We start from the raw sequence: 26,547 nt of genomic DNA, 5'->3' as shown, positions 1-26,547 counted from the left end.
GCCTTGCCACTGCCCAAAGATCAAGATGCGCTCTCATGACATATCGCAAGGCCGGTTTCCACCGTTAATCCCGCAAGGGTCTGTCCCGCAAAAGCATGGCGCGGTCAGGTTCTCTGTCTCTGCCAGCGGTACCTGCCTGTCATTGCGAGATTGCCGAAGTACTCTATAGTTGTACCATGCTCGATCTCGTCATTGCCTATTGGCCGCATATCCTTGCCGTTCTCTCGATTTTGATGGGAACCGTGGCCGCCGTGCATGCCACGATGACGAAGGAGGAGGTCCGCTCCGCGCTCGGTTGGGTCGGCGTCATCGTGCTGTCGCCCATCGTCGGCGCGGTCATCTATGCCATTGCCGGCATCAACCGCATTCGCCGGTCCAATATCACGCAGCAGCGGTCCTTCATGCAGGACGAAATCATGGATCGCGTGGCGCGTCTGGATGCCAGCGGCGAGACGATAGCCGCGCGTTTCGGACGCCGTTTCGAGGCGATGAAGACGCTGGGCGACCGGGTGACGCGCCATGCGCTGACGACCGGCAACGGCATCGAGCCGCTGGTGACGGGGGATGCCGCCTATGCCGCCATGCTGGAGGCGATCGACGAGGCGAAGCGGTCGATCATTCTCGAAACATATATTTTCGACAATGACCGGATCGGCGCCCGCTTTGTCGCGGCGCTCGAAAGGGCGAAGTTTCGCGGCGTGGAGGTGCGGGTGCTGGTGGATGCGGTGGGCGCGCGTTATTCGGTGCCGAGCATCCTGCCGACGCTCCGGGAAAAGGGCATCGTCTGCGATGTCTTCAACGGCAATGTCATCATGGGGCTGCGGCTGCCCTATGCCAATCTGCGCACCCACCGCAAGATCCTTGTGGTGGACGGGCGCATCGCATTCAGCGGCGGCATGAATATCCGCGAGGGGTTCACCCAGGAATTCGGCGGCGAAAGCCAGTCGCACGATACGCATTTCAAGATCACCGGGCCGGTTGTATCGGATTTTTTCTCCATCGCGGCGGAGGACTGGCGCTTCACGACAAGGGAGCTTCTGGATGCGCCGGTCTGGGATATTGCCATTCCCGATGGCGTGCCGGGCTCGCAGATCGTTGCCCGCGTCTGCTCCTCCGGGCCGGACAAGAGCATCGAGACCAGTCACAAGATGCTGATGGGTGCGTTTTCCGTTGCGCGCTCCTCCATTCTCATCATGTCGCCCTATTTTCTCCCCGATCGGGAGCTTATTTCGGCGCTCATAACCGCAGCAAGGCGGGGAGTCGTGGTGGATATCATCGTGCCGAAAAGCAACAATCTGGTGCTTGTGGACAGGGCGATGACGGCGCAATTCGATCAGATGCTGAAGAATTACTGCCGCATCTGGCGGGCGACGGGGGCTTTCAATCACTCCAAGCTTCTGGTGATCGACGGGCGCTGGAGCTACATTGGCTCTTCCAATCTCGATCCGCGTTCGCTGCGATTGAACTTTGAGATCGATCTCGAAGTTATGGATGAGGAATTCGCCGCGACAATCGGCGAGCGCATCCGGGATGCACGGGCAACCGCCTTGCCCGTGCGGCTCAGCGAACTGAATGCGCGGCCATTCGTTGTCCGTTTTGTGGAGCGTGTCCTGTGGCTCGCTTCGCCTTATCTTTAGAGTGCGGTGCGTCCGACAGGGCGCTGCGCGAGACCGGAGGCATCGACGCGTGAAAAAGAACGGTTTGCTGGATGATGAAAAAACGGCTTTGACGAAAAACACCAGCCTGTCCGCCTTCGTCATGCAGTCGCTGCGCGACCGTCGCCAGCGCCAGAATGCGGCGCCAGCGACGAAAGATCATTCCTTCCCCGTCATCGCCTCCTACAATGTGCATAAATGCGTCGGCCGCGACCGCAAGTTCGATCCCGATCGCACCAGCCGCGTCATTCAGGAAATCGGCGCTGACATCATCGCTCTTCAGGAAGCGGACAGCCGTTTCGGAGAGCGCACCGGCCTGCTCGATCTCGCACGGCTGGAGCGGGAAAGCGGCCTCATCCCCGTGCCCGTGCAGGCTGGCGTAAAGGCTCATGGCTGGCACGGCAATGTCGTGCTGTTCAAGGAAGGGGCGGTCAGGGATGTGCATACGCTGAAATTGCCGGGGCTGGAGCCGCGCGGCGCGCTCGTCGTGGAGCTGGATCTGAAACGGGGCGGCACGCTGCGGGTCATCGCCGCCCATTTCGGGCTTCTCAGACATTCCCGCGCCCAGCAGGCGAAAGCATTGATCGGCCTTCTGGAAGCACGCAACGAATGCGCGACCATTCTCATGGGAGACCTGAACGAATGGCGTCTCGGCAACGGGTCGTCGCTCAATACGTTCCGGGATGCTTTTGGCGCTTTGCCGCCGGCGGTGCCGAGTTTTCCGTCCAACCTGCCGGTGCTGGCGCTCGACAGGATCATCGCCAATCGTGAAGGGTTGATCGAGCAGGTGGAGGCGCATGATAGCGCGCTGGCGCGCATCGCCTCGGATCATCTGCCGCTGAAGGCGGCGGTGCGGACCGACCTGCTTCCGGCCTGATCCCGTTGCGGATGATATGCCGCAAGCAGGAGACAGGACCCGAGCAGTGGGAAGCCGTTACGCTGCCGTCAGATGGCTGCGCGAACGCGCTTCCAGCAACGATGTGCGAATGGCTTCCATCAGCCGCTCACGGTTGTTTCTGGTCTTGCTTCTGTCCAGATTCTGCGCGGAAAGCGCCAGATCCAGACCTTCATGCATCACTATCGAATAGGCAACGGTCGTTGCCCAGTTTTCGTATTCCTGCTCCATCATGCAGCCCCTGAACTAAATCATTTAGTCCGAATCACCCTGTTCTTGAGAATTTACCACAAAATACAAAGCATAAAATAGCATCGTTTCTTGCTGCTCCGCCGAGTTGGTGTGGATATATTGATTTTTGACAGGTTCAATGCGGAACAATATAGGCGATTTTCCCGCTTAAGCATTTGAAACTGATTCTATTTCAGTGGAGACGCATAGACATTTCCAGGTATAAAAACGCCGCGCATCGGGGGATGCGCGGCGGGCTTGCTTCGAAGGTGGCGGTGGATGGGAGTGGGGTCTCAGCCGGCCTTTTCGAGCTTGTAGTCCGAATTGGCCGGTTCTTCCTGCTTGTGCTGGATGAGCGGACGATTGCCCGCCAGCCTGCGCACCAGCACGTAGAAGACCGGTGTCATGAAGATGCCGAAGAACGTTACGCCGATCATGCCGGAGAACACCGCGACACCCATGGCCGCACGCATTTCCGCACCTGCACCGGTGGAGACGACCAGCGGCACCACGCCCATGATGAAGGCGAGCGAGGTCATGAGGATCGGGCGCAGGCGAAGCCGGCTTGCCTCGATGGCCGCCTGAAGCGGCGTTCGTCCTTCGAATTCCAGCTCCCGGGCGAATTCCACGATCAGGATCGCGTTTTTCGCCGAGAGACCCACAAGGACGACAAGGCCGATCTGCGTAAAGATGTTGTTATCCCCTCCCGTCAGCCAGACGCCCGTGAGGGCCGCAAGCACACCGAGCGGGACGATCAGGATGATCGCAATCGGCAAGGTGAGGCTTTCATATTGCGCGGCGAGCACGAGATAGACCAAGAGCAGCGCCAGCGGGAAGACCACGATGCTGGAATTGCCTGCCAAAATCTGCTGGTAGGTCAGGTCCGTCCATTCGTAGTCGACGCCTGCGGGCAGGGTTTCGGCAAGGATTTTTTCAATCGCCGCCTGCGCCTGTCCCGAGGAGAAGCCCGGTGCCGGACCGCCGTTGATATCGGCCGCAAGGAAGCCGTTATAACGGTTGGTGCGCTCCGGCCCCGTCGTCGCATTTACCTTCAAGAGCGTCGACAGCGGGATCATTTGACCCGATGCGGAGCGAACCTTCAGGCGGCCGATATCTTCGGCATGCGCGCGGAACTGGGAATCCGCCTGGACCCGCACGCTGTATGTCCGTCCGAAAGCATTGAAGTCGTTGACATAGAGCGAGCCGAGATAGATCTGGAGCGTCTGGAAGACGTCGCTGACGGAGACACCCAGCTGTTCCGCCTTGGCGCGGTCGAGATCGGCGAAGAGCTGCGGCACGTTGATCTGGTAGCTGGAGAAGATACCCGCCAGCTCCGGCGTCTGATAGGCCTTGCCGATCACTGCCTTCGTCGCTTCATCCAGCGTCTGGTAGCCGTAGCCGGCGCGGTCTTCGATCTGCAGCTTGAAGCCGCCCGTCTGGCCGAGACCGTTGACCGGCGGCGGCGGGAACATGGCGATGAAGGCATCCTGAATGCCCGCATATTTTTGGTTCAGCTGCATGGCGATGGCGCCGCCGGACAGTTCCGGTGTCTTGCGCTTTTCGAAATCATCGAGAACCGCAAAGACGATGCCGGAATTGGAGCCGATGGTGAAGCCGTTGATCGACAGGCCGGGAAAGGCGATGGCGTGGCTGACGCCGGGTGTTTCGAGCGCGATGTCACTCATCCGCTTGATGACGCTTTCCGTGCGGTCGAGCGTTGCGCCGTCCGGAAGCTGGGCGAAGCCGATCAGGTACTGCTTGTCCTGCGCCGGAACGAAGCCGCTCGGGACGGTGGTGAACATGCCGTAGGTGGCGGCCACCAGCGCCATATAGACCATCATGACAAGGCTCTTGCGCGTCACCAGCCCGCCCACGGTCTTGCCGTAGCCGTTGGAGGCGGCACCGAAGGCGCGGTTGAAGCCGCGGAAGAACCAGCCGAGGATCTTGTCCATGAAGCGGGTCAACCAGTCTTTCGGTGCGCCATGTTCCTTCAGCAGCAGGGCTGCAAGAGCGGGCGACAGCGTCAGCGAGTTGATGGCCGAAATGACGGTGGAGATGGCGATGGTCAGCGCGAACTGCCGGTAGAACTGGCCGGACAGGCCGGAGATGAAGGCAAGCGGCACGAAGACGGCGACCAGAACCAGCGCAATCGCGATGATCGGGCCGGAGACTTCGCGCATCGCCTTATAGGTGGCGTCACGCGGCGAGAGCCCGTTTTCGATGTTTCGCTCGACGTTTTCGACGACCACGATGGCGTCATCCACCACGATGCCGATGGCGAGCACGAGCCCGAACAGCGTCAACGCGTTGATGGAGAAACCGAAGGCATACATGACGGCGAAGGTGCCGATGATCGAGACTGGAACGGCGATCAGCGGAATGATCGAGGCGCGCCAGGTCTGCAGGAAGAGGATGACGACGAGCACCACGAGGCCAACGGCCTCGAGGAGTGTATCGACAACCTTTTCGATGGAGGAGCGCACGAATTTCGTCGTGTCGTAGACGATTTCGTATTTCACACCGTCAGGCATTGCCAGCTGCAGATTGTCCATCGTGGCGCGGACATTGTCGGCGATTTCGATGGCATTGGAGCCGGGGGCCTGCAACACGGCGACAGCCACGGCGGGTTCGCCGTCGAGCAGCGAGCGCAGCGTGTAATCGGCCGCACCGAGTTCGATGCGGGCGACGTCACGCAGGCGGGTGATTTCACCGTTGGCGCCGCTCTTGACGATGATGTTGCCGAATTCTTCCGGCGTGGTCAGACGGCCCTGGGCATTGACGTTGAGCTGCAGGTCGACGCCGTTCGGGCTTGGGGAAGCGCCGATGACGCCGGCTGCGGCCTGCACATTCTGCTGGCGGATGGCGTCGGAAACGTCGCTTGCGGCCAGATCGTGCTCGGCCACCTTCTGCGGGTCGAGCCAGACGCGCATGGAATAGTCACCTGCGCCGAAGACCTGAACCTGGCCCACGCCTTCGATGCGGGCGAGGCGATCCTTGACGTTCAGCGTCGCATAGTTGCGCAGATAGGTGATGTCATAGGCGTCGGTCTTCGAGACGAGATTGACGACCATGATGAAGTCGGGCGAGCTCTTGACCGTGGTGATACCGAGTGCGCGCACTTCCGCCGGCAGGCGCGGTTCGGCCTGCGACACGCGGTTCTGCACCAGCTGCTGCGCCTTGTCAGGGTCGGTGCCGAGCTTGAAGGTCACGGTCAGTGTCAGCACGCCGTCGGACGTCGCCTGGCTGCCCATATAGAGCATGTCCTCGACGCCGTTGATCTGTTCTTCCAGCGGTGTCGCGACGGTTTCGGCAATAACGGTCGGGTTCGCGCCGGGATAGGTGGCGCGGACGACGACGGATGGCGGAACGACTTCGGGATATTCCGAAATCGGCAGGGCGCGCATGCCGAGTAGGCCTGCCACCACAATCAGGATCGACAGAACGCCGGCGAATACCGGCCTGTCGACAAAAAATCTGGAAATATTCATATCCAGTCCCTCTCCGGGTCTTTGGGAATGCGAAGGCCGTTCCGGCGGCAATCCTGCCGCCGGTGAAGGCCGGTTCTGTCTGAAGGGGCGTCTCGCGAAAGCGCGGGACGCTTGCTGATCAAAGAGGCGGGTTACTGCGAAGCAGCAACCTTGTCTTCCGCCTGCGGTGCGATGGTTGCGCCGGGGCGAATGCGCTGCAGACCGTTGACGACGATCGTATCACCGGCGGCGAGGCCGCTTTCGATGATGCGCTGGCCATCGGCCGGTGCACCGGGCTTGATCTGGCGGTAGCTCACCTTGTTTTCGGCATCGACCACGAAGACGAAACGCTTGTCCTGATCCGTGCCGATGGCCCGGTCGCTGATGACGATGCGGTTTTCCGGCTTGGGTTCACCCATGCGCACCCGCACGAACTGGCCGGGGATCAGCCTGCCGTCCGGATTTTCGAAGACGGCGCGGACACCGATGGTGCCGCTTGCCGAATCCACCTGGTTGTCGATCAGGTGCAGGGTGCCCTTGATCGGCGTGCCCTCATCCGAAAGCGTGCCGATTTCCACCGGGATCTGTTCGAGAGCGGGCAGGGCGCCGTCCGTCTGCGGCAGTTCGGCAAGCGCCTTGGCCACGACGCCTTCGCTGGCGTTGAAGCTGGCATAGATCGGGTTGACCGATACCAGTGTCGTGAGCGCCGGCGAGGTCGAGCCGGCGGCGACGAGGTTGCCGGCGGTGATTTCGATGCGGCCGACGCGGCCGGAAACCGGGGCGAGGATTTCGGTATAACCGAGATCGAGCTGAGCCGTGGTCAGGGCTGCGCGGGCGGCGCGAAGCTGGGCTTCGGCATCCGCAAACGAGCTTTGCCGCTGGTCGAGATCGCTCTGGGAGATGGTGCGGTTATCGGAAAGCCTGCGGCCACGGTCGAGTTCGGTCTTCGCAAGGCTGACCTTGGCTTCGGCGGAAGCGACCTGTCCTTCAGCACCCGCAACGGCGGCCTGATAAGGGGCCGGGTCGATGGTGAAGAGAGGGTCGCCTTCCTTCACCAGCGCGCCTTCGCGGAAATGCACGGCCTTGATCTGGCCGGCGACGCGGGAGCGGATCTGCACCCGGTCAACGGCTTCGAGACGGCCGGAAAACTCTTCCCAGCGCATGACGTCGCGGCTTTCCACCTTGGCGACGGTGACCGGGATTGCCGGCGTTTCGGCAGGCGTGGAGGCGGCCGTGGCATTGCGGCTGGTGGGGAGGTCGAAAAACAGTGCTGCTGCTGCAACGGACATGGCAAGTCCGATGCCGGCACCCGTCAGGGCCCGGCGCTTTGTGTTCAGCGTCATGGGTATCTCCTTGGCCCCCGATCGGGAGCAGGTCGTTCATAAATAAATGCGAATTTTCAGTGTTTTAACTGGTCAACGAAGGTCTTGAACTCCGAACAGACGGATGAGACCCATCCGCCGCCCTCTCCTTGATAAAGCCCCGTCCAGCCGACGCCGGCGGGGAAAACATGCTGCCGGACGCTGACACCGGAGGCGATGAGGCGGTCTGCATAATTGACCGTTTCGTCGCGCAGAGGGTCGTCCTCGGCGGTAAAGATCAGCGCCGGCGCCACCCGGTTCAGCCGCGTGCACTGGCAGGGCGCGGCATAGGGGTGGAAAAACCCGCACGCCTTGGCAAGGTAATGGCTCCAGCCATCGGCCCAGCGCTGGCGCATGCCGATCCTGTCCGCATCGCGGAAGGATTCCGTCGTCATCATCGGGTCGATCATGGGCGACAGAAGAATCTGGCCTGCGAGTTTGCCCGGCATGCGGTCACGGGCCTTCAAGGCAAGCCCCGCCGCCACATTGCCGCCAGCCTCTTCGCCGGCCACGAACAGCAGCGATTTCGCGCCGCCATAATGCTTGCGGTCCCGGCTCAGATGATCGAGCGCCTCATAGGCGCAATCGATGACCATCGGAAACTCGTTGCCGGACGGCTTGCTGTAGTCGGCTTCCACGACCACTGCGCCGCTTTCTGCAAGCGCGCGGGCCACCGGAAGCTCGGGGCAATTGCCGCCCGGCTCGAGACCGGGTTCCAGAAACGATCCGCCGCGCAGATAAAGCACGACAGGCGGATGGCTGCAGAGGCAGGAACCTTCATAACGGCGCACGGAGAGCTTCGACGCGGACGTCTCGCTACCCATATTTTCCCAATGCGCGTTCATGAACCCAGATCCTTTGCGCCACCACTTAAAGCGTGTTGCGATCCTTCGGATACGCTCCTGTTCTTTAAGTTTTTATCTTGCCGCATGTCGTCACCGCAAAACCGCAACGCACTTTTGCGCGACATGCTTGAAGGCGGATCATATTGCAAAATCTGAAATCCATATTATTGTTCGGATCGAAACGATCAAGCATGCAAATTTGAAAACACTATTCCGAAATAACGGATAATCATATCTCCGAGGCAGTGAATGGATCAGCTCTCCGCCATGCGGGTTTTTACGCGGGTCGTGGAAACCGGTAATTTCAGCCGCGCCGCCACCGCGCTGAACATGCCGAAAACCACTGTCACCAATATGGTGCAGGCGCTGGAGGCGCATTTGCACACCACACTTCTTAACCGCACCACGCGCCGGGTGATGCTGACAACGGACGGCGCTCTCTATTATGAGCGGGCCTCACAGATTTTGTCGGAAATCGAAGAACTTGACGGTAGCATGTCCAGCGCGCAGGTGCAGCCCTCCGGCCGGTTGCGGGTGGAAATGGCCGGTGTCTTCGCGGACCTGGTGGTTATCCCACATCTTTGCGAATTTTACCAGCGTTATCCGCAAATCCGTCTCGATCTCGGTGTCGGCGACCGTCTGGTCGATTATATCGCGGAGAATGTCGACTGTGCGCTGCGGGTCGGCGTGCTGCGCGATCAGTCGCTGATTGCCCGTAAAGTGGGCGAACTGCGGTTCGAGACATTCGCCTCGCCATCCTACATCGAAAATTTCGGCATGCCGCAAGAACCGGAGGATCTGGAGAAGGAGCATTATTCGGTGGGCTACCTTAATGCCACCACCGGCCAGATCATGCCGGCTTCCTTCGACAATGGCGTGCGCAGCGTCGAGCTGACCCCGAATTATGTCGTCTCGGTCAATGACAGCCGCACCTATCTCAATGCCGCACTGGCCGGCATGGGCATTGTGCAGCTTCCCGTCTTCATGGTGAAGGATGCGCTTTCGCGGGGCGAGCTGGTGCCGGTGCTTTCCGAATGGCGGCGCGAGGCCATGCCGATCTATGTGGTCTATCCCCAGACCCGGCATGTAACCAACAAGGTCCGCGTTTTTGTCGACTGGCTGGCAAAGCTGGTGCACGGCCTGGTGTGAGGCGACCAGTCACCGCCCGACCCTTGCTGCGACAAAATCGATGAAGGCGCGAACGCGGGCGGCCAGGTGTTCGTGGCCGGCATAAACCGCGTGGATCACTTCCATCTCCTCGGCATTGTAGTCTTCCAGAACCGGCACGAGCAGGCCCGCCTCGATATCCGGCTCGATATGAAATTCGCCGACCCTTCCCAGCCCCAAGCCCGTCAGGCAGAGCCTTCGCATGGCCATGCCGCTGTTGATGGAGACATTGCCCGTTACGGGCAGGCGGTAGACTTCCGTAGAACCGGGGGTGCGAAACGGCCATTCGTTGAGGCTGCGGCTGAAATTGAAGCTGAAGCAATTGTGCCGCGCCAGATCCTGCGGTTTTTCCGGCATGCCGTGTCGTTCGATATAGGCGGGGGAGGCGACGATGACGCGACGGACTTCCTTCAGCTTTCTCGCCTTCAGGGATGAATCTCCCATCGCGCCGGAGCGGATGGCAATATCGGTGCGTTCTTCGATCAGGCTGATGACGCCGTCGGTCAGCGAGATATCCAGCTCGATTTCCGGATAAAGCGACAGGAATTCAGGCGCAAGCGGCAGGAGATAACGTTCGCCGAAGCCCAGCGTGGCGTTGACGCGCAAAAGGCCGCGCGGCACCACCTTGCCGCCGCTCGCCACGATCTGCTCGGTCTCGGCTATGTCGGCGAGAATGCGCCTTGCCCGCGCAAGATAGACTTCGCCCTCCGGTGTGAGCGTGACAAGCCGGGTGGAGCGGGCGAGCAGCCGGGTGCCGAGGCGGTCTTCGATGCGTGTGACAAGCTTGCTCACCGCCGAGGGTGAAAGCTTCAGCCTGCGCCCGGCGGCCGAAAAACTGCCGAGTTCCGCCGCCGCCACAAAGACTTCCATTTCTCCGGCCCTGTTGTCCATCGCCGCACCGCCTGTGAAATCAATTCAAAGGTATTTATCCGACCTTGCCGATTATCATGCAAGTCCCCTTCGCCCATATTGCGTCCATGGATTTGATCCAACCGGACAGCATCGCTGTCCAAACGATGCAAGCCGACAGCATCGCTGTCCAAACGATCCAAACCGACAGCATCGCTGTCCAGAACGCCCGCGATCCCGCTCCGGGCGAAGAGGTATTCGTCATGCCATTGGCCATATTTGCCCTGACGATCGCGGCCTATGCGATCGGCACCACGGAGTTTGTGATTGTCGGCCTTCTGCCGACGGTTGCGACCGATCTTCACATCACCCTGCCGCTTGCCGGCCTCATCGTCAGCGTTTACGCGCTGGGCGTCACTTTCGGTGCGCCGATCCTGACGGCGCTGACCGGCAGGATCGAGAGAAAGCCGCTGCTGCTCGGCCTGATGGCCCTGTTCGTCATCGGCAACAGCGCGGCGGCCCTGTCGCCCAGCTATGAGATGCTGCTTGTCGCCCGCGTCATCGCCGCCTTCGCCCATGGCGTCTTCTTCTCGGTCGGCTCCACCATCGCCGCCGATCTCGTGCCGGAAAATCGCCGCGCCTCGGCCATTGCCATGATGTTCATGGGGCTGACGGTGGCCATCGTCACCGGCGTTCCGCTCGGCACCTATATCGGGCAGGTCTTCGGCTGGCGTGCGACCTTCTGGGTCGTTGCCGCCCTTGGCGTCATCGCCTTCTTCGGCATTGCGACGCTTCTGCCGAACACGCTCAAGAAGGCGCCGCCGGCGAGCCTCTTCGATCAGGTCCGTGTTCTCGGCTCCGGTCGCCTGCTCATCGTTTTCGCCATGACCGCGCTCGGCTACGGCGGCACCTTCGTCGCCTTCACCTTCCTTGCGCCGATCCTGCAGGATGTCACCGGCTTTTCGGAAAAGAGCGTCAGCCTGATCCTCGTGCTTTATGGCATCGCCATTGCAGCCGGCAATATCGGCGGCGGCAGGATCGCCAACCATAACCCGGCCAGGGCGCTGATCGGCCTCTTCCTGGCGCAGGCCATCGTGCTGCTCGTCTTTTCCTTCACGGCCTTCTCGCCGGTGCTGACGCTCATCACGCTTGCCGCGCTTGGCTTCCTGTCCTTCGCCAATGTTCCCGGCCTGCAGCTTTATGTGGTGCAGCTTGCCAAGGAACATCGCCCCGGCGCCGTCGATGTCGCCTCGGCGCTCAACATCGCCGCCTTCAACCTCGGCATCGCCATTGGCGCATGGCTTGGCGGTCTGGTGGTGGAATCGCCGATGGGTCTTGCCGCAACCCCGTGGGTCGGCGCCATCCTCGTCGCCGTGGCCCTGCTCCTGACCTTCTGGAGCAGCACGCTCGACCGCCGCGCCGCGCTGACCCTGAAAACCGCCTGAACTTTTCATAAAATTCCCGGCCGCTCCCAAGTCGGCCGGGCCACTTCAAAGGAGAAAATATATGTTTGATGTCACCGCAAATGGCGCTTCGATCCCGGCGCTGGGTTTCGGCACGTTTCGTATTCCCGGTGCCGATGTGCTGCGCATCGTTCCCCATGCGCTGAAAGCCGGTTTCCGCCATATCGATACCGCCCAGATCTACGGCAATGAGGCCGAAGTCGGGGAAGCCATCGCTGCCTCCGGTGTGGCGCGGGGCGGCGTGTTTCTGACCACCAAGGTCTGGGTCGAAAACTACAGGCACGATGCCTTCCTCGTCTCCGTGGATGAGAGCCTGAAAAAGCTGAAGACCGATTATGTCGACCTGCTGCTGCTGCATTGGCCGAACGAGGCGGTTTCGCTTGCCGAACAGATCGGCGCGCTGAACGCGGTGAAGGAAGCCGGCAAGGTTCGCCATATCGGCGTTTCCAATTTCAGCACGGCGCTGATGGCCGAGGCGGTGAAGCTGTCCAAGGCCCCGATCGTGACCAACCAGATCGAATACCACCCCTATATCGATCAGGACGTGGTTATCGCCGCGGCGAAGGCTGCCGGCATGTCGGTGACGGGTTATTACGGCATGGCCGATGGCAAGGTGTTTAACGATCCGGTGCTGAAGGAAATCGCCGCAGGCCGTGGCAAGTCGGTGGCGCAGGTGGTGCTGCGCTGGCTCGTGCAGCAGCAGGGTGTCATCGCACTGTCGAAGACGGTCAGCGAAGCCCGCGTCGATGAAAATCTAGCCATCTTCGATTTCGAACTTTCCGCCGATGAAATGGCGGCGATCCGTGCGCTTGCCAGGCCGGATGGCCGTATCGTTTCGCCGGAAGGGCTTGCACCCGTCTGGGATCAGGCCGCCTGAGAATGAGGACCGGGGAGGGAACGCCCTTCCCGGTTTGCCCATGCGTGGGAAATCCTCGCGCATTTCGCGCGGCAATGCGCGTCACAGCCCATGGAAACGACGCGTCTCACATCGGGTGCAGTGAAGATTTATCTGCCTGTTCTGGAAATTTGGAGCGGGCGAAGGGATTTGAACCCTCGACCCCAACCTTGGCAAGGTTGTGCTCTACCCCTGAGCTACACCCGCTCAAATCCACCGGTCCGGGGTAGTTCGCTGAACCGTGGGCCGCCGAAGCGGCGACGGGTGCTATATCGCTCAATCGTTTTTGGAATGCAACAGTTTCTTTTGCGGTTTCGGTGGAAATCCGCCTGTGTGCGGATTTATCTGAAATCTGGCGGCCATCCCGGGCTGAAGCGCAGGGAATTTCCGCTGAAGATATTGTTTCAGCTGGTTTTTATCTCCCTGTCACGGGGGTGGCGGCCGGCGGGAAGGCCAGAAAATAACCTATTTACATTTGGTTAAAATCTGATTCGACAAGTGATTCGTTCGGGTGTACAAATTTCCTGTCCACGAAAAAATCGAAACGATATTGGGAACGATACTTGGCATATCATCATCGGGAGGATGAGCCTTGTCGTACGCAGCTTTTGAAAGAGTTGGCGCACAATTGTCGCCAGAGCAGATCACCGATCTACAGAATATTTTCGATGGCGTATGTTTCGAGTGCCTTCAAGATCGCAGCAGCCATGTTGCCAATGAGTGCGCAGCGGTTTTGATCCGAAGCGCCCAGCGCGGCATTCTCGACCATGAAATGTTGCGCGATATAGGGCTTGCGGTCTTACGTCGGCATTGATTGCGCCATTCCGTTTAAAAAAAAGCGCCCGGGTATCTCGGGCGCTTTGCTGTTTGGGCAGGCAAGAGCCGTTTTCCGCTCAGCTCTTTTCCTGCACATGCGCTTCGAGGAACCACAGCGACTTGTCGAGATCGCGCGAGGCGGCGGTGAAGATATCCGCCGTCGTCGGGTCGCCCGCCTCGTCGGAATCGTCGATAGCCTTGCGGATCATGTTCGCGACTTCGCCATAACGCTCGATCAGTTCGTCGAGATGGTCGTGGATCTTGTAGATATCGGTCGGATAGGCCTTGAGCTTCGTTGTGGAAGAGACGGCTTGCAGGCTGCCGAGTGCCGTGCCGCCAAGCTGGACCACACGCTCGGCAATCGTATCGCCGTGATTGTCTAGCTGGGTGCGGAAAGTGTCGAGAAGTTCATGCACGGCGATGAATTGTGGGCCCTTGAGGTTCCAGTGCGCCTGCTTGGTGATGAGTGCAAGGTCGATCACCGAGGCCAGCGATTCGTTCAGAATGCCGATCACGGTCGACTTGGCGTTGGAAGGCAGGTCGTTCTTCGTCTTGTGCGTCTTCATCGATGTCTCCTGAAGTTGCGGACGGAATGCCGCTTTGGAAAAGTCCGTCGTTTAACGTCCGGGCCTGTGGCCCTGTTCCATGCTAAGCACCGGGACAGCAAAAATCCTGCACAATCATCATGTCATTCGTAAAACAGGCAGATGCGCCGGCCGTCTATTTCATTGACGCGGATCGGCATGTCGTAGATGTCCTTGAGGACGTCCGGACGGATGATCTCTTCCGCCGGCCCCTGATGGCAGATGCGGCCCTCGCGCATGGCGATGATGGTGTCGGAATACCAGGAGGCGAAGTTGATGTCGTGCAGCACCAGAACAACGGTCTTTTTCAGCTCGTCGGCGGCGCGGCGCATGATCTTCATCATGCCGGAGGCGTGTTTCATGTCGAGATTGTTGAGCGGTTCGTCGAGCAGCACGTAATCGGTATCCTGGCACAGCACCATGGCCACGAAGGCGCGCTGGCGCTGACCGCCGGAAAGCTCGTCCAGAAACCGGCCGGCAAGGGCTTCGAGATGCAGATATTCCAGCGCCCGGTCGATATGGACCTTGTCCTCCATGGTGGGGCGGCCCTTGGAATAGGGGTAACGGCCGAAACCGACGAGGTCGCGCACCGTCAGGCGTGAGGAGATGTGGTTGTCCTGCCGCAATATGGAGAGCCGCTTGGCCAGCGTATCGGAAGGTGTTTTCGTGACATCCAGACCGTCCACCGTCACCGTTCCGGCATCCATCGACATCAGCCTTGCGACGATGGAGAGCAGCGTCGATTTTCCCGCGCCGTTCGGCCCGATGATGGAGGTGACGCCGCCTGCCGGAATGGAGACGGAGACGCCATCGACGACGAGGCTGTCGCCATAGGATTTGCTGATCTGACTGGCGATGATCATCGCGCACCCCGCTTCAAAATAAGACCGATAAAGACGATGCCGCCCAGAAATTCGATGATGATCGAGAGCGCCGTATCGAAGGCGAAGACCCGCTCCAGCACCACCTGGCCGCCGACGAGGCAGATCACGGCGATAAGGATCGCCGCCGGCAGCACATAGGCGTGTTTGCCGTTGCCGGTGAGATAATGGGCAAGGGCTGCGACCAGCAGGCCGAAGAACATGACCGGGCCGACCAGCGCCGTGGAGACGGCGACAAGCACCGAGACCAGCACGAGGATGATGGTGACCGTGCGCTTATATTCGACGCCGAGGCTGATGGCCGTTGCGCGGCCGAGCGAGAGGACGTCGAGCGTGTGCATCAGCCTGAGCCCGATGATGGTCACCACGCCGATGATGATGGCGGAGACGGCAAGAAGCGTCGGATCGATGGAATTGAAGCTGGCGAACAGCACATCCTGCAGTACCGTATATTCATTTGGGTCCAGCACGCGCTGCATGAAGCCCGAGAGGCTGCGGAAGAAGACGCCGAAAACGATGCCGACCAGCACGAGAAGATGCAGGCTGCGTTCCGCGCCGACGAAAAGCCAGCGATAGAGCAGGGCGGAAAAGGCGACGAGCAGGCTGGTTTCGGCGAGAAACTTCAGTTGCGGATCGATCATGACGACGGTTGCCGAGCCGAAGACGAAGATCAGCCCGGTCTGCATCAGCACGTAAAGCGAATCGAAACCCATCACCGAGGGGGTGAGGATGCGGTTGTTGGTGACCGTCTGGAACAGCACGGTGGAGACCGCGATGGCATAGGCCACCAGCAAGAGCGACAGAAGCTTGATGCCGCGAAACGGCAGCACGAAGCTCCAGCTGCCCTTGGCGCCCAGCGTCATGAAGGCGGCCATGGAGATGAGTGCGAATGCCGCAAGCACGAGCAGAACGGCTTTCGCACGCCGGTCGGGATGTCTCTCACGCATGGTGGCGTTTCCGCAGCAGGAGATAGAGAAACAGCGCGCTGCCGATGACGCCGACCACGGTTCCGATGGGTATTTCGTAAGGCGCACGAACGGTCCGGCCGATGATGTCGCAGGAAAGCACGAAGACCGCGCCGAGCGTCGCCACCCAGGGTACCGAGCGGCGCATATTGTCGCCGATCATCAGGCTGACGACATTCGGCACGATCAGCCCGAGAAAGGGGATCATGCCGACGGTGACGACGACGACGGCGCTGACCAGCGAGACGATGGTGAGGCCGAGCGCCATGACCCGGCGATAGTTGAGGCCGAGATTGGTGGTGAAATCGCGGCCCATGCCGGCCACGGTGAAGCGGTCGGCGGCGAGATAAGCGGCGATGGCGAAAAGGAAGCCGACCCACAGCAATTCATAACGGCCGCGCAGCACGCCGGAAAAATCCCCCGTCATCCATGCGCCCAGCGATTGCAAGAGATCGAAACGATAGGCGAAGAAGGTGGTGACGGCGGAGATGACGCCGCCCAGCATGATGCCGATCAGCGGCACCAGCAGCACGTCGCGCAGCGGCACTTGCCTCAGGATACGCAGGAAAAGCGCGGTGCCGGCGAGCGCGAAGACGGCGGCCACCAGCATCTTGCCGAAGATCGGCGTGTCCGGCGCCAGCAGGGTGATGGTGAGCAGGCCGAGGCCGGCGGATTCGGTGGTGCCCGCCGTCGAAGGTTCCACGAAGCGGTTACGCACCAGCATCTGCATGATGAGCCCGGCAATCGCCATCGAGCTTCCGGCCAGGATCAGCGCCAGCGTGCGCGGAATGCGGCTGACGAGCAGCACGCGCAGCGCGTCTGCACTCGTGTCCGGTGCGAAAAGCGTTGTGAGCGAAACGTTGCTCACGCCGACGAACAGGCTGACGATGGCGAGCGTCAAGGCCAGAAGAAGGGCAAGGATGAGGGACAGGGATTTCACTTCGGCGATTTTTCGAAAATGGTGAAAGCTCCCGGCAACCCCGCAGGTTACGGAGAGGCTACAAACCTCTCTCCGTCATCCTCGGGCTTGTCCCGAGGATCTGCAACCTATTGATTTTACGATACCTTGGTAGATCCTCGGGACAAGCCCGAGGATGACGTTGAGTGTGGAGCAGATGGCGCGCGGTTGCTACTACTTTTTCTCGGAGACGGCCTTGTAGACCTGATCGAGCAGGGTGGAGAGCGCCGTATAACCGCTGCTGACGATATAGGCCGCCTGCGGGTCGAGATAAACGATCTGCTTTTTCTTCCAGGCATTGGTCTGGTGCACCAGCTCGTTGTCCAGCACCTGTGCGGCCGCCTTGCCGGGGTCGGTGGCGCGGCCGATGCCGGCGTCGCGGTCGATCACGAACAGCCATTCGGGATTGACCTCGGCCAGATATTCGAAGGAGACGACATCGCCGCGGTCGAAGCGGTCGTCGATGTCGGCCGCAACCGGCTTGAAGCCGATTTCGGTGTGCAGCCAGCCGGTGCGCGAGCTTGGGCCATAAACGCCGACCTTGCCGGCATTGGTGACGAGGATCATCGCCGTGCCGGAATTGGGTGCGATTTCCTTCAGCTTCGCCACTTTTTCATCGATGGCGGCGTCGAGCTTCCTGGCTTCTTCCTGCTTGCCGAAGATATCGCCGAGCTTGGTGATGTTGGCTTTGACGCTGCCGATGAATTCCTTGGAATCCACCGACATGTCGATGGCGGGCGTGATCTTCGCAACGTCCGGATATTTCGCCCGCGAACGTCCGCCGACGATGACGAGATCGGCCTCTGCCGCATTGATCGCCTCATAATCGGGCTCAAACAGCGTGCCGACCTTCAGATATTTGCCGTCGGCATATTTCTGCAGATAGGTGGGCAGGTTGGAGCCGACGACACCGGCGGGCTCGACGCCAAGCGCATCGAGATTGTCGAGCGAGGGAATATCGAGAACCAGAACCTTCTTCGGCGCCGCCTTCAGCACGGTCTCGCCCTGTGCGTGCTTGATCGTCATTTCTTCGGCACTTGCCGTCATCGCGCCGAGGCTGAAGGCCGCTGCCGCCAGCAGCCGAACGGGGAAGGTGAAGTTGATGGCCACTTATATGTCCCTTGCACTATGTTCCGAGCCGGCGAAACGATCCCACCGGGTTAACTTGATGTTGACGATCAGCTTTATTGGCAAGGTCGGCGGAAATCAAAATTATGTTTTAGAACGGTTCTGAATTGCCGTGAGCGGGAAAGGGGGAGCCGCGCGTAGCAAGACTCGTTGTGATCGCCGGACGTAGGACGCAGCCTAGCCACGACATCCGTCATGCCGGACTTGATCCGGCATCCAGCCGACGCGCGTCTGCGCGGCGGGAATGACTCCTTTCAGCCCAAGGACTTGGGCTGGCTGGATGCCGGATCAAGTCCGGCATGACGGGGTCTCAATAGCAGCAACAGGTAAGCAGGTTCCCCTCACTCCGGTGGCCAGTCGCCGACGATTTCGCGTCTCTCCAGTTTAAGGGAGCGGTCCGGTTGCACGCGGTAGGTTTCGATGGCCAGCCGCCCGTCGCCCATCACGAATTCATTGCTGAGCGTGCTGCCGATGGGGGATTTGGTCAGTTTGGTGCGCGGCTGCCCGCCATAGGTGATGCTGCCGGGAATGGGTTCGACATCGGGGGCGGTGGTGCAGCCGGCAAGCGCCAGAACCATCATGATCGCAATCGTGCGCATGTCTTTCTCCTGCGGTTGGCGCAATTCTATCATGGGCGTGCGTGCATCACACATCCCGTTGGCGTGAATAAAAAAGGCCCCGTATCCGAAGATACGGGGCCAGTTGCCTTGGGAGGCTCTTGGTTTCTCAGTCCTCGTTGGCGGCAAGCTGCGTCAGCACCTCGCCACGGCCGCGGATACGCATGATGAGCGGGATGATGAAGGCGGCGGCTGCCACGATGAAGAGGCCAACGGCAATCGGCGAGGTGAACAGCACCGTCGGATCGCCCTGGCCAATGGCGAGCGCGCGGCGCAGCTGCTGTTCCGCAAGCGGGCCGAGGATGAGGCCGACGACCGCAGGCGCAATCGGATAACCGAAGATGCGCATGATATAGCCGAGGATACCGAAGGCGAGCAGCATGCCGAGTTCGAAGACCGACGGGTTGGCGCCGATGGTGCCGAGCGTCGCAAACAGCAGGATGCCCGCATAAAGCCAGGGCTTCGGAATGGTCAGCAGCTTCACCCACAGGCCGACGAGCGGCAGGTTCAGAACCAGCAGCATCAGGTTGGCGATGAACAGGCTGGCGATCAGGCCCCAGACCAGCTGCGGATTGGTGGCGAATAGCAGCGGGCCCGGCTGAAGGCCATATTGCTGGAAGCCGGCGAGCATGATGGCGGCGGTCGCCGTCGTCGGCAGGCCGAGCGTCAAGAGCGGAACCAGCGTACCGGCGGCGGACGCATTGTTGGCGGCTTCCGGACCGGCCACACCTTCGATGGCGCCATGGCCGAATTCTTCCGGATATTTGGTCAGCTTCTTTTCGGTGGCGTAGGACAGGAAGGTGCCGATTTCAGCGCCGCCCGCCGGCATGGCGCCGATGGGGAAGCCGATCAGCGTGCCGCGCAGCCAGGCTTTCCAGGAACGTGCCCAGTCCTGCGCGCTCATCCAGACGGAGCCTTTCACGGCTTCGACCTTGTCCGGGCCGGTGCTGCCCTGGGCGACGATGAACAGCGTTTCGCCGATGGCGAACATGGCGACCGCAAGCGTCGTCACTTCCACGCCGTCGAGCAGGTCGGGAATGCCGAAGCTCATGCGGGTCTGGCCGGTCAGCTGGTCGATGCCGACGATGGCAAGCGCAAAGCCGATGAACAGCGAGGTGAGGCCGCGCAGCGCCGAATCCCCGAAGGCGGAGGAAACGGTGACGAAAGCCAGCACCATCAGCGCGAAATATTCACGCGGGCCGAAGACCAGCGCCAGCTTGACGATATAGGGCGCGATGAAGGCGAGAGCGATGGTGGCGATGAGGCCGGCGACGAAGGAGCCGATGGCGGCGGTGGCCAGCGCCGGACCCCCTCTGCCCTTGCGGGCCATCTTGTTGCCTTCGAGCGCAGTCACGATCGAGGCGCTTTCGCCCGGCGTGTTGAGCAGGATCGAGGTGGTCGAGCCGCCATACATGCCGCCATAATAGATGCCGGCGAACATGATGAGCGAACCGGCGGGATCGAGCCTATAGGTAACGGGCAGAAGCAGCGCCACGGTTAGCGCCGGGCCGATGCCGGGCAGAACGCCGACGGCGGTGCCGAGCGTGACGCCGATCAGCGCATAGAGCAGGTTCATGGGTTGGGCGGCAACCTCAAGACCGTGCAGCAGGAATTCAAAGGTACTCATGGACAGATGTCCCCCAAGTGGACCCGATGGGCGGGCGGAACGGCTGGCGTATGCGTCATCGCGCGCCAATTGTTCCTGTGATCTCGAATTTTGGTCGGAATGGCTGTTAGAACAACAGCCGTTCCAGAGGCCCGGCGGGCAGCGAAAGCTGCAGCAGCCGCGCGAAGATGAACCAGATGAAGAAGCTCAGGGCGATGCCGATGGGGATCGAATACCAGAGCTTGCGTTTGCCGAAGGCGCGCGCCGTAAAGGCGAAAAGCAGGCCGGTGGCGATGGAGAAACCGGCAATGTTAAGCAGCAGCATCTGCGCGGCAAGGCCGGCGACGACCCAGATAACCGGGGCGATTTCCTGTTTGTCGCGTTCGGGAAAATCACCGCGCCAGGCCTCAACGGCTGTCCACAGCGCCAGGCCGACAAGACAGAAGCCGATGGCATAAGGCACGGTTGCCGGGCCGACCGGCGAATAACCGGTGACGCTGGCGAGACGGGCGCTGTCCCAGAAGATCACGCAGGCGATGATGACGAGGAAGATGGCGATCGCCAGCGCCGCCCAGTCAGGGCGGCGCTTTTGATGCTGCGAAGGGTTGGAACCCTGGCTCATTTTACCAGTCCGATGTCTTTGAGGATGGCGGCGGTGGCGTCGGTATCCTTGGCGAGCTGCGCCTTGAATTCGTCACCGGCGAGATAGGTGTCCATCCAGCTCTTGGTCTTCAGGGTTTCCTGCCACTTGGCAGACTTCACCAGCTTTTCGATGTCGGCATTGACGGCCTTTTCCTGTTCCGGCGTCAGGCCGGGAGGAGCGGCGACCATGCGCCAGTTCTGGACGACGACATCGAGACCGCTTTCCTTCAGCGTCGGCGCATCGACGCCTTCCAGCTTCTCTTCGCTGGAAACCGCGAGCAGGCGCAGCGTGCCGGCCTTTACCTGGCTTTCAAATTCGCCGTAGCTCGAAATACCGGCAGTCACCTGCGAGCCGAGGATCGAGGCAAGCGCTTCGCCGCCGCCGGAATAAGCGATGTAGTTGATCTTGGTCGGATCGACGCCGGCCGCCTTGGCGATCAGGCCAACGGCGATATGGTCGGTGCCGCCGGCGGAGCCGCCGCCCCATGAAACGCTGCCCGGATCCTTCTTGAGCTGGTCGACGAGGTCGCCGATGGTCTTCAGCGGCGAGGATGCCGGAACGACGATGGCTTCATATTCGCCGGTCAGACGGGCGATCGGCGTTACTTCCTTAAGCGTGACGGGCGCGTTGTTGGTGAGGATCGCGCCGACCATGACGTAACCGCCGACGATGAGGGCGTTCGGGTTGCCCTTCTGCTGGCTGGCGAATTGCGCAAGACCGATGGTGCCGCCGGCGCCCGGTACGTTCTGCACCTGAACGCTCTTGGAAATGCCTTCTTCCTGCAGCACGGTCTGCAGGGAGCGCGCGGTCTGGTCCCAGCCGCCGCCGGGATTGGCCGGGGCGATGATGGTGTAATCCGCTGCAACCGCCGGAAGCGCGATCACGCCCGCCAGGAATGTGCCGATAAGAAAATGCTTCACTTGGAAAACCCTCCTCAGGATGCCCTTTTTGGGCGTCGTTTTTCGTTTATGCGGGGGGCTTTTCGGACGCGTCTGCGCCGGCGCTGAATGCTCAGCGTGGGGCCTTGGCAATCCTGGATTTCCTCCCGCATCTTCTTCCGCCTCCACGGAATGAAGAAGGATTGCAGAGCATCACAGAAAGCTGTCATCTAACTGACGCTACGCAAGTCCTTGCGCATTTACTCTCTATTAATTTGTATCGGACGTCTACTGTGGCGTGTGGGACGGCTTTGTTTTGCGCCTTTGAAGCTTGCTCCACACCCTCATTCCTGTGACAAGCACAGGAATGAGGGATGGTGGGGCGCTCAAACCTACTGCGACCGCAACGCCTCGTTCCAGCGCTCGATCAGGCGGCTGCGCTTGACCTGATCCAGATAGACCATCAGGCCAGGGCTGACGGGCACGGGGCGCAATTGTGCGCCGTGGATGGCCTGCATGGTGTTGGCGGTGTTTTCACCCGCCACTTCCGGGCTGACGGCGGGAATCTGCAACTGCCGGGCCATGATCGTCTGGCCCTCCTTCGACATGAAGAATTCCAGATAACGGCGGCCGAGCGCCGGGTTGGCGGCGGCTTCCGGCACCAGACCGATGCGCGACATGACGACGGTATAGTCTTTCGGCAGCACGATGCCGACATCGGGGTGGCGCGAGGCCCAGTCGGCCGCATAGGAGCCAAGAATATTGTAGCCCAGCACGAAGCGCCCGTCGGAGACGCGCTCCAGAATGGCCGAGGAGGTGGAATAGACCTTCACGCCCGCCGCGCCCATGGCCTTGATGACGTTCCATATATCGCCGAACTGCTCCTGATCGCGCGACATGAACAGGAAACCGACGCCGGAGCGTTCGATGTCGTAGGTGGCGATGCGGCCATGCACTTGCTTGGCGTGGCGCTCGAGATAATCGACGAATTCGGCGCGGCTGGCTGGCGGTTCTTCGGTGGTGAAGCTCGGCTTGTGATAAACGAAGACCGCGGGTTCGAAGGTCAGCGCATAGGCGGTGTTGCGCCAGTTCGCCCAGGCGGGCCAGCGGGCGCTCATGGCGAGGTCAGAACGCTGGGCATAACCGTCATTGCTCAGTTTCACCTGCAAATCCATGGCAGAGGAAAAGGCGAAATCGGCGGTCTTTTTGCCGGCGTCGGTTTCCTTCACGATGCGGTCGTAAATCTCGCCGGTCAGCATATCCTCATAATGGACGGCGATATCGGGATTGGCCTTCTGGAAACCCTCGATCATCGGCGTCGCCAGCGGTTCATCCAGCGAGGAATAGACCACCAGCGTTTCGGCATCCGCTTTGCCGGAGGGTGCCGGAAAGATGGCGACTTGCGCAAGCGCGGACGAGGCCGTGCAAAGACAGAGACAGAGGAGGAGGCAGATACGCATGGAAAAGATCATGCAGCAGGCGCTGGCCATTCACAAGCGGTAAGGGTCTGGTTAAACTCGGCAATGCTGTGGGAGGGAAGATTTGCGTATTTTGCTGGTCGAGGACAATCAGGTGCTGTCGGAGGGGCTGTCGGCGCTGCTGCGCGGCAGCGGTTATGCGGTGGATGTGGTGTCCGATGGCGCTTCCGCTGATGCGGCGATTGCGGCGGAAAGTTTCGATCTGGTCATTCTCGATCTCAACCTGCCGGAAATGGACGGGATCGAGGTGCTGCGCTCCATGCGCTCGCGCCAGGACAAGGCGGCGGTGCTGATCCTGACGGCGCGCGGCACGCCGGAGGAAAAGGTCAAGGGGCTCGATCTCGGCGCTGACGACTACATGATCAAGCCTTTCGACATCACCGAATTCGAGGCGAGGGTGCGGGTGCTGCTGCGCCGCAATGCCGGGCTGCGCTCCTCGGCGCTGAGTTTCGGCAAGGTGCTTTTCGATCTCAATTCCCGCACCTTTTCGGCGGATGGGCGCCCGCTCGATATTCCGGCGCGCGAGGTTGCGCTGCTCGAAGTGCTGTTCATGCGGGCCGGCAAGGTCGTTGCCAAGGAGGCCATCGTGCAGTCGCTGACCGGCTTCGACGACGATATTTCCGCCAATGCCATCGAGCAATATGTCAGCCGCCTGCGCAAGCGGCTCGCGCCCCACGGGCTGACGGTGAAGACGGCGCGCGGCATCGGTTATTATCTCGAAAAGCTGCCGGAGATGGCTGAATGAGACAGGCCGCCTATTCGCTCAGGCGGCGACTTTTAGGCTGGCTTCTCATTTCCACCGCCATCATCGGCTGCGTTGCGCTGACCGATACATGGCGTGAGGCGGTTAATACCGCCAATGTCGTCTCCGACCGGGTGCTTTCCGGTTCCGCACTTGCCATTGCCGAGCGGGTAGTGGTGGCCGAGGACGGTTCGCTGGAAGTGGACATTCCCTATGTGGCGCTGGAAATGCTGACATCGGCCGCACAGGACCGGGTGTTTTACCGTGTCGACGGGCCGAACGGACAATTCCTCACCGGTTACCAGAACCTGCCGACGGTGGAGAACCCGGCGGGTGATACCCCCGCCTATCGCGATGCCGTGTTCCGCGATGAACCGATCCGCATCGCTGCGATCAGGCGTTTCGCTTCCACCGGCATCAATTCCGTACCCTTTTCCGTAACGGTCGCCGAAACCACCATTGCCCGCAGCCAGCTGGCGCAGGCGATCATCCTGCGCTCTGCGCTGCGCCTGCTGTTGATGATCGTCGGGGCGGCGATCATCGTCTGGATCGCGGTGACGATTTCGCTCAGACCGCTTTACCGGCTCAGCGAAGCGATTGCCGAGCGCAGCCCGAACGACCTGCACCCCATCCGCCAATCCGTGCCGGTGGAGGTGGAAAACCTGGTGGAAACGGTCAATTCCTTCATGGTGCGGCTGCAATCGGCGCTCGATGCGCTCCGCCATTTCACCGGCAATGCCAGTCACCAGCTGCGCACGCCGCTCGCCATCATCAGCACCCAGCTCGCCCTTTCCGCCCGCGCCGCGAGCCTTGAGGAAGCGCAGGCGGCGGCGCTGAAGGGCGGGGCGTCCGTGGCCCATGCCGAACATATCCTCGCCCAGCTGCTGCGCATGGCCAATATCGATGCCGCCGGCTCCAGCGAAAAACATGACTTTTCCGCGATCGATCTCGTGGCCGTTGCGCAGAATGTGACGGCCGATTTCGTGCCGCGTGCGGCCGAAGCCGGCATCGATCTCGGTTTCGAAGGCGAGGGGGAGGTCGCCATTGCCGCCGAGCCGCTCCTGATCGGCGAACTGATCGGCAATCTCGTTTCCAATGCCATCAACTATGCCGGCCGCGGCGCGGAAGTCACAGTCCGCGTCGGCAGGCAGGCGGGTGAGGTCTGGCTGGAAGTGGAAGATAACGGCCCCGGCATTCCTCCGGAAAAACGCGCCATGGTGCGCCAGCGCTTTGCCCGCGGCGAAGCCAACGCGGCCCCCGGCGCCGGCCTCGGCCTTGCCATCATCGAAGAGATCGCCGGGCTGTTCGGCGGGCGGCTGACACTGGAGGATGGCGCGGAGGGGCGTGGGCTGAGGGCGCGGGTGGTGTTCGGTGGCGTGGAAAAGGCGCCATAACCCGTCGGTTTATCAGGCGGCCGTGTCTGCAGGCGATTTCGCCACCAGCGAGAGCCTGTAGCCCAGCGCGTCCGCGACCTTGGCAATCGTCGCCAGTTCCGGATTTCCCTCGCCGCTCAACGCCTTGTACAAGGTCTGGCGGGGAAGGCCGGTTTGTCTCGAAAGGTCAGTCATACCCTTGGCCCGCGCCACGACGCCCAGCGCATGCGCAAGTTCCTGTGCGTCGCCGCTCTCTGTGGCGTCGGCGATGTAAGCGGCAAACGCTTCGTCACTATCAAGATAACGGGCAGCATCGTAATCGCGTGTCACAAGTGGCATGGTCTCACTCCTTGAGCGCTCTGGCCAGTTTCTTGGCTCTGGCGATGTCGCGGGACTGTGACGCCTTGTCGCCGCCACACAGCAATATGATGACGACATCGCCGTGCTGGACAAAATAGACCCGATATCCGGGTCCAAGGTCGATCCTGAGTTCGCTGACGCCTTCGCCAACCGGTTTCACGTCTCCGGGATTGCCATCCGCCAGCCGGTAAATGCGGCGTGCGATGCGGGCGCGCGCCTGCACATCGCGCAGACCCGCCAGCCAGTCGGCAAACTCGCTTGTTTCCCGGATCGTGAGCATGGCACAATGTAAACTGTGGTTGTCATTTCGTCAATGACGAAGGGTTCACCCCATCCGCTCGGAAGCATAACTTCCCGGGCTTGGCGGGAAGACGACGGTGCGGTTGCCGTTGATGAAGGTGCGGTGGTGGATATGGGCGTGGATGGCGCGGGCCAACACCTGGCTTTCGACATCGCGGCCGAGCGAGACATAATCGTCGGCCGATTGCGCGTGGGTGATGCGCACCGTGTCCTGCTCGATGATCGGGCCCTCGTCGAGATCGGCGGTGACGTAATGGGCCGTTGCGCCGATCAGCTTCACGCCGCGCTCATAGGCCTGCTTGTAGGGGTTGGCGCCCTTGAAGGAGGGCAGGAAGGAATGGTGGATGTTGATGATTTTGCCCGACATCTTCCGGCACATATCGTCGGACA

General features: G+C 61.1%; 26 protein-coding genes and 1 tRNA gene. 8 read left to right on the top strand and 19 right to left on the bottom strand.

The window, feature by feature from the left end:
• Positions 1–176: 176 nt before the first annotated feature.
• Both I3J13_RS17335 and I3J13_RS17330 read left to right on the top strand, forming a co-directional pair.
• Entirely contained in the window at positions 177–1,637 is a 1,461-nt protein-coding gene (locus I3J13_RS17335; RefSeq protein ID WP_031233581.1) for a phospholipase D-like domain-containing protein, read from the top strand.
• Positions 1,638–1,686: 49 nt separating this feature from the next.
• A complete protein-coding gene (locus I3J13_RS17330) occupies positions 1,687–2,532 on the top strand; it encodes an endonuclease/exonuclease/phosphatase family protein (RefSeq protein WP_080850931.1) in 846 nt (281 codons plus the stop codon).
• Between the two features lie 57 nt (positions 2,533–2,589).
• Here the strand turns inward: I3J13_RS17330 and I3J13_RS17325 are convergent, their stop codons facing one another.
• From I3J13_RS17325 to I3J13_RS17310, 4 genes are all read right to left on the bottom strand, one after another.
• The gene (locus I3J13_RS17325) at positions 2,590–2,784 is read right to left on the bottom strand and encodes a hypothetical protein (protein ID WP_003522620.1); all 195 of its coding nucleotides are present in this window, start codon (positions 2,782–2,784) and stop codon (positions 2,590–2,592) included.
• Positions 2,785–3,074: 290 nt separating this feature from the next.
• The gene (locus tag I3J13_RS17320) at positions 3,075–6,269 is read right to left on the bottom strand and encodes an efflux RND transporter permease subunit (RefSeq protein WP_020809338.1); all 3,195 of its coding nucleotides are present in this window, start codon (positions 6,267–6,269) and stop codon (positions 3,075–3,077) included.
• Positions 6,270–6,400: 131 nt separating this feature from the next.
• On the bottom strand, positions 6,401–7,591 hold the full coding sequence (locus I3J13_RS17315) for an efflux RND transporter periplasmic adaptor subunit (protein WP_080850934.1): 1,191 nt from the start codon (positions 7,589–7,591) through the stop codon (positions 6,401–6,403).
• A gap of 56 nt (positions 7,592–7,647) precedes the next feature.
• Positions 7,648–8,454: an alpha/beta hydrolase fold domain-containing protein gene (locus I3J13_RS17310; protein WP_020809339.1), complete on the bottom strand. Its 807-nt coding sequence runs from the start codon at positions 8,452–8,454 to the stop codon at positions 7,648–7,650.
• 249 nt (positions 8,455–8,703) lie between these two features.
• Here I3J13_RS17310 and I3J13_RS17305 point away from each other — a divergent pair, with 249 nt between their 5' ends.
• Positions 8,704–9,603 (top strand): LysR family transcriptional regulator, encoded by a 900-nt coding sequence (locus I3J13_RS17305; RefSeq protein ID WP_003522616.1) that lies wholly within the window; start codon positions 8,704–8,706, stop codon positions 9,601–9,603.
• Positions 9,604–9,612: 9 nt separating this feature from the next.
• Here the strand turns inward: I3J13_RS17305 and I3J13_RS17300 are convergent, their stop codons facing one another.
• Positions 9,613–10,512: a LysR family transcriptional regulator gene (locus tag I3J13_RS17300; protein ID WP_196379564.1), complete on the bottom strand. Its 900-nt coding sequence runs from the start codon at positions 10,510–10,512 to the stop codon at positions 9,613–9,615.
• Between the two features lie 221 nt (positions 10,513–10,733).
• On the opposite strand from I3J13_RS17300, the gene I3J13_RS17295 reads away from it, so the two are divergent.
• Together I3J13_RS17295 and I3J13_RS17290 are read left to right on the top strand one after the other, a co-directional pair.
• The gene (locus I3J13_RS17295) at positions 10,734–11,915 is read left to right on the top strand and encodes an MFS transporter (protein ID WP_196379563.1); all 1,182 of its coding nucleotides are present in this window, start codon (positions 10,734–10,736) and stop codon (positions 11,913–11,915) included.
• Between the two features lie 61 nt (positions 11,916–11,976).
• On the top strand, positions 11,977–12,810 hold the full coding sequence (locus I3J13_RS17290) for an aldo/keto reductase (protein ID WP_196379562.1): 834 nt from the start codon (positions 11,977–11,979) through the stop codon (positions 12,808–12,810).
• A 150-nt stretch (positions 12,811–12,960) separates the two neighbouring features.
• Here the strand turns inward: I3J13_RS17290 and I3J13_RS17285 are convergent.
• A tRNA-Gly gene (locus I3J13_RS17285) sits at positions 12,961–13,035 on the bottom strand.
• Between the two features lie 385 nt (positions 13,036–13,420).
• On the opposite strand from I3J13_RS17285, the gene I3J13_RS17280 reads away from it, so the two are divergent.
• Entirely contained in the window at positions 13,421–13,642 is a 222-nt protein-coding gene (locus I3J13_RS17280) for a hypothetical protein (RefSeq protein WP_004443464.1), read from the top strand.
• A 79-nt stretch (positions 13,643–13,721) separates the two neighbouring features.
• On the opposite strand, the gene dps is transcribed toward I3J13_RS17280, so the two are convergent.
• The 10 genes from dps to I3J13_RS17230 form a co-directional block, all read right to left on the bottom strand.
• The gene (gene dps, locus I3J13_RS17275; protein ID WP_059758872.1) at positions 13,722–14,210 is read right to left on the bottom strand and encodes a DNA starvation/stationary phase protection protein Dps; all 489 of its coding nucleotides are present in this window, start codon (positions 14,208–14,210) and stop codon (positions 13,722–13,724) included.
• A 122-nt stretch (positions 14,211–14,332) separates the two neighbouring features.
• Positions 14,333–15,091 carry an iron ABC transporter ATP-binding protein gene (locus I3J13_RS17270; protein ID WP_196379561.1) on the bottom strand — a complete coding sequence of 253 codons (759 nt, stop codon included), beginning with the start codon at positions 15,089–15,091 and terminating at the stop codon, positions 14,333–14,335.
• Entirely contained in the window at positions 15,088–16,056 is a 969-nt protein-coding gene (locus tag I3J13_RS17265; protein ID WP_196379560.1) for an iron chelate uptake ABC transporter family permease subunit, read from the bottom strand. Before I3J13_RS17265 ends, I3J13_RS17270 begins: the two co-directional genes overlap by 4 nt.
• Positions 16,049–17,014, bottom strand: a complete 966-nt coding sequence (locus I3J13_RS17260) for an iron chelate uptake ABC transporter family permease subunit (RefSeq protein WP_196379559.1) — start codon at positions 17,012–17,014, stop codon at positions 16,049–16,051. The genes I3J13_RS17265 and I3J13_RS17260 overlap by 8 nt, the downstream gene beginning before the upstream one ends.
• Before the next feature lie 192 nt (positions 17,015–17,206).
• The gene (locus tag I3J13_RS17255; RefSeq protein ID WP_080856734.1) at positions 17,207–18,142 is read right to left on the bottom strand and encodes a siderophore ABC transporter substrate-binding protein; all 936 of its coding nucleotides are present in this window, start codon (positions 18,140–18,142) and stop codon (positions 17,207–17,209) included.
• A 359-nt stretch (positions 18,143–18,501) separates the two neighbouring features.
• Positions 18,502–18,759 carry a hypothetical protein gene (locus I3J13_RS17250; RefSeq protein ID WP_020809147.1) on the bottom strand — a complete coding sequence of 86 codons (258 nt, stop codon included), beginning with the start codon at positions 18,757–18,759 and terminating at the stop codon, positions 18,502–18,504.
• 127 nt (positions 18,760–18,886) lie between these two features.
• Entirely contained in the window at positions 18,887–20,404 is a 1,518-nt protein-coding gene (locus I3J13_RS17245) for a tripartite tricarboxylate transporter permease (protein WP_020809148.1), read from the bottom strand.
• A gap of 106 nt (positions 20,405–20,510) precedes the next feature.
• Positions 20,511–21,005: a tripartite tricarboxylate transporter TctB family protein gene (locus I3J13_RS17240; protein WP_196379558.1), complete on the bottom strand. Its 495-nt coding sequence runs from the start codon at positions 21,003–21,005 to the stop codon at positions 20,511–20,513.
• Positions 21,002–21,946: a Bug family tripartite tricarboxylate transporter substrate binding protein gene (locus I3J13_RS17235; protein ID WP_020809150.1), complete on the bottom strand. Its 945-nt coding sequence runs from the start codon at positions 21,944–21,946 to the stop codon at positions 21,002–21,004. Before I3J13_RS17235 ends, I3J13_RS17240 begins: the two co-directional genes overlap by 4 nt.
• A gap of 350 nt (positions 21,947–22,296) precedes the next feature.
• Positions 22,297–23,394, bottom strand: coding sequence for an ABC transporter substrate-binding protein (locus I3J13_RS17230; protein ID WP_420867945.1), 1,098 nt, complete (start codon positions 23,392–23,394; stop codon positions 22,297–22,299).
• A gap of 52 nt (positions 23,395–23,446) precedes the next feature.
• On the opposite strand from I3J13_RS17230, the gene I3J13_RS17225 reads away from it, so the two are divergent.
• Positions 23,447–24,127 (top strand): response regulator, encoded by a 681-nt coding sequence (locus I3J13_RS17225; protein ID WP_003491888.1) that lies wholly within the window; start codon positions 23,447–23,449, stop codon positions 24,125–24,127.
• On the top strand, positions 24,124–25,518 hold the full coding sequence (locus I3J13_RS17220; RefSeq protein ID WP_196379556.1) for a sensor histidine kinase: 1,395 nt from the start codon (positions 24,124–24,126) through the stop codon (positions 25,516–25,518). Before I3J13_RS17225 ends, I3J13_RS17220 begins: the two co-directional genes overlap by 4 nt.
• A 12-nt stretch (positions 25,519–25,530) precedes the next feature.
• Here I3J13_RS17220 and I3J13_RS17215 read toward each other — a convergent pair whose 3' ends face one another.
• The 3 genes from I3J13_RS17215 to I3J13_RS17205 all read right to left on the bottom strand — a co-directional run.
• Positions 25,531–25,836, bottom strand: a complete 306-nt coding sequence (locus tag I3J13_RS17215; protein WP_196379555.1) for an addiction module antidote protein — start codon at positions 25,834–25,836, stop codon at positions 25,531–25,533.
• A gap of 4 nt (positions 25,837–25,840) precedes the next feature.
• Complete coding sequence (locus I3J13_RS17210; RefSeq protein ID WP_052818245.1) at positions 25,841–26,137, bottom strand: type II toxin-antitoxin system RelE/ParE family toxin; 297 nt, start codon at positions 26,135–26,137, stop codon at positions 25,841–25,843.
• 45 nt (positions 26,138–26,182) lie between these two features.
• A partial coding sequence (locus I3J13_RS17205) for a formyltransferase family protein (RefSeq protein WP_268884130.1) occupies positions 26,183–26,547 on the bottom strand: 365 nt, incomplete at its 5' end.

Origin of the sequence: Agrobacterium leguminum (assembly GCF_015704895.1) — a bacterium.
In the GTDB taxonomy this organism is placed as follows: Bacteria; Pseudomonadota; Alphaproteobacteria; order Rhizobiales; family Rhizobiaceae; genus Agrobacterium; species Agrobacterium leguminum.
Note: the sequence above shows the minus strand (reverse complement) of the source record. Positions and strands in the feature narration are given on the sequence as shown.

Coding starts and splice junctions, on each gene's coding strand:
- I3J13_RS17290 (WP_196379562.1), top strand. CDS start 11,977: ATGTTTGATGTCACCGCAAATGGCGCTTCGATCCCGGCGCTGGGTTTC.
- I3J13_RS17320 (WP_020809338.1), bottom strand. CDS start 6,269: ATGAATATTTCCAGATTTTTTGTCGACAGGCCGGTATTCGCCGGCGTT.
- I3J13_RS17245 (WP_020809148.1), bottom strand. CDS start 20,404: ATGAGTACCTTTGAATTCCTGCTGCACGGTCTTGAGGTTGCCGCCCAA.
- I3J13_RS17295 (WP_196379563.1), top strand. CDS start 10,734: ATGCCATTGGCCATATTTGCCCTGACGATCGCGGCCTATGCGATCGGC.
- I3J13_RS17240 (WP_196379558.1), bottom strand. CDS start 21,005: ATGAGCCAGGGTTCCAACCCTTCGCAGCATCAAAAGCGCCGCCCTGAC.
- I3J13_RS17300 (WP_196379564.1), bottom strand. CDS start 10,512: ATGGACAACAGGGCCGGAGAAATGGAAGTCTTTGTGGCGGCGGCGGAA.
- I3J13_RS17220 (WP_196379556.1), top strand. CDS start 24,124: ATGAGACAGGCCGCCTATTCGCTCAGGCGGCGACTTTTAGGCTGGCTT.
- I3J13_RS17335 (WP_031233581.1), top strand. CDS start 177: ATGCTCGATCTCGTCATTGCCTATTGGCCGCATATCCTTGCCGTTCTC.
- I3J13_RS17315 (WP_080850934.1), bottom strand. CDS start 7,591: ATGACGCTGAACACAAAGCGCCGGGCCCTGACGGGTGCCGGCATCGGA.
- I3J13_RS17250 (WP_020809147.1), bottom strand. CDS start 18,759: ATGCGCACGATTGCGATCATGATGGTTCTGGCGCTTGCCGGCTGCACC.
- I3J13_RS17325 (WP_003522620.1), bottom strand. CDS start 2,784: ATGATGGAGCAGGAATACGAAAACTGGGCAACGACCGTTGCCTATTCG.
- I3J13_RS17230 (WP_420867945.1), bottom strand. CDS start 23,394: ATGGCCAGCGCCTGCTGCATGATCTTTTCCATGCGTATCTGCCTCCTC.
- I3J13_RS17265 (WP_196379560.1), bottom strand. CDS start 16,056: ATGCGTGAGAGACATCCCGACCGGCGTGCGAAAGCCGTTCTGCTCGTG.
- I3J13_RS17215 (WP_196379555.1), bottom strand. CDS start 25,836: ATGCCACTTGTGACACGCGATTACGATGCTGCCCGTTATCTTGATAGT.
- I3J13_RS17270 (WP_196379561.1), bottom strand. CDS start 15,091: ATGATCATCGCCAGTCAGATCAGCAAATCCTATGGCGACAGCCTCGTC.
- I3J13_RS17310 (WP_020809339.1), bottom strand. CDS start 8,454: ATGAACGCGCATTGGGAAAATATGGGTAGCGAGACGTCCGCGTCGAAG.
- dps (WP_059758872.1), bottom strand. CDS start 14,210: ATGAAGACGCACAAGACGAAGAACGACCTGCCTTCCAACGCCAAGTCG.
- I3J13_RS17305 (WP_003522616.1), top strand. CDS start 8,704: ATGGATCAGCTCTCCGCCATGCGGGTTTTTACGCGGGTCGTGGAAACC.
- I3J13_RS17210 (WP_052818245.1), bottom strand. CDS start 26,137: ATGCTCACGATCCGGGAAACAAGCGAGTTTGCCGACTGGCTGGCGGGT.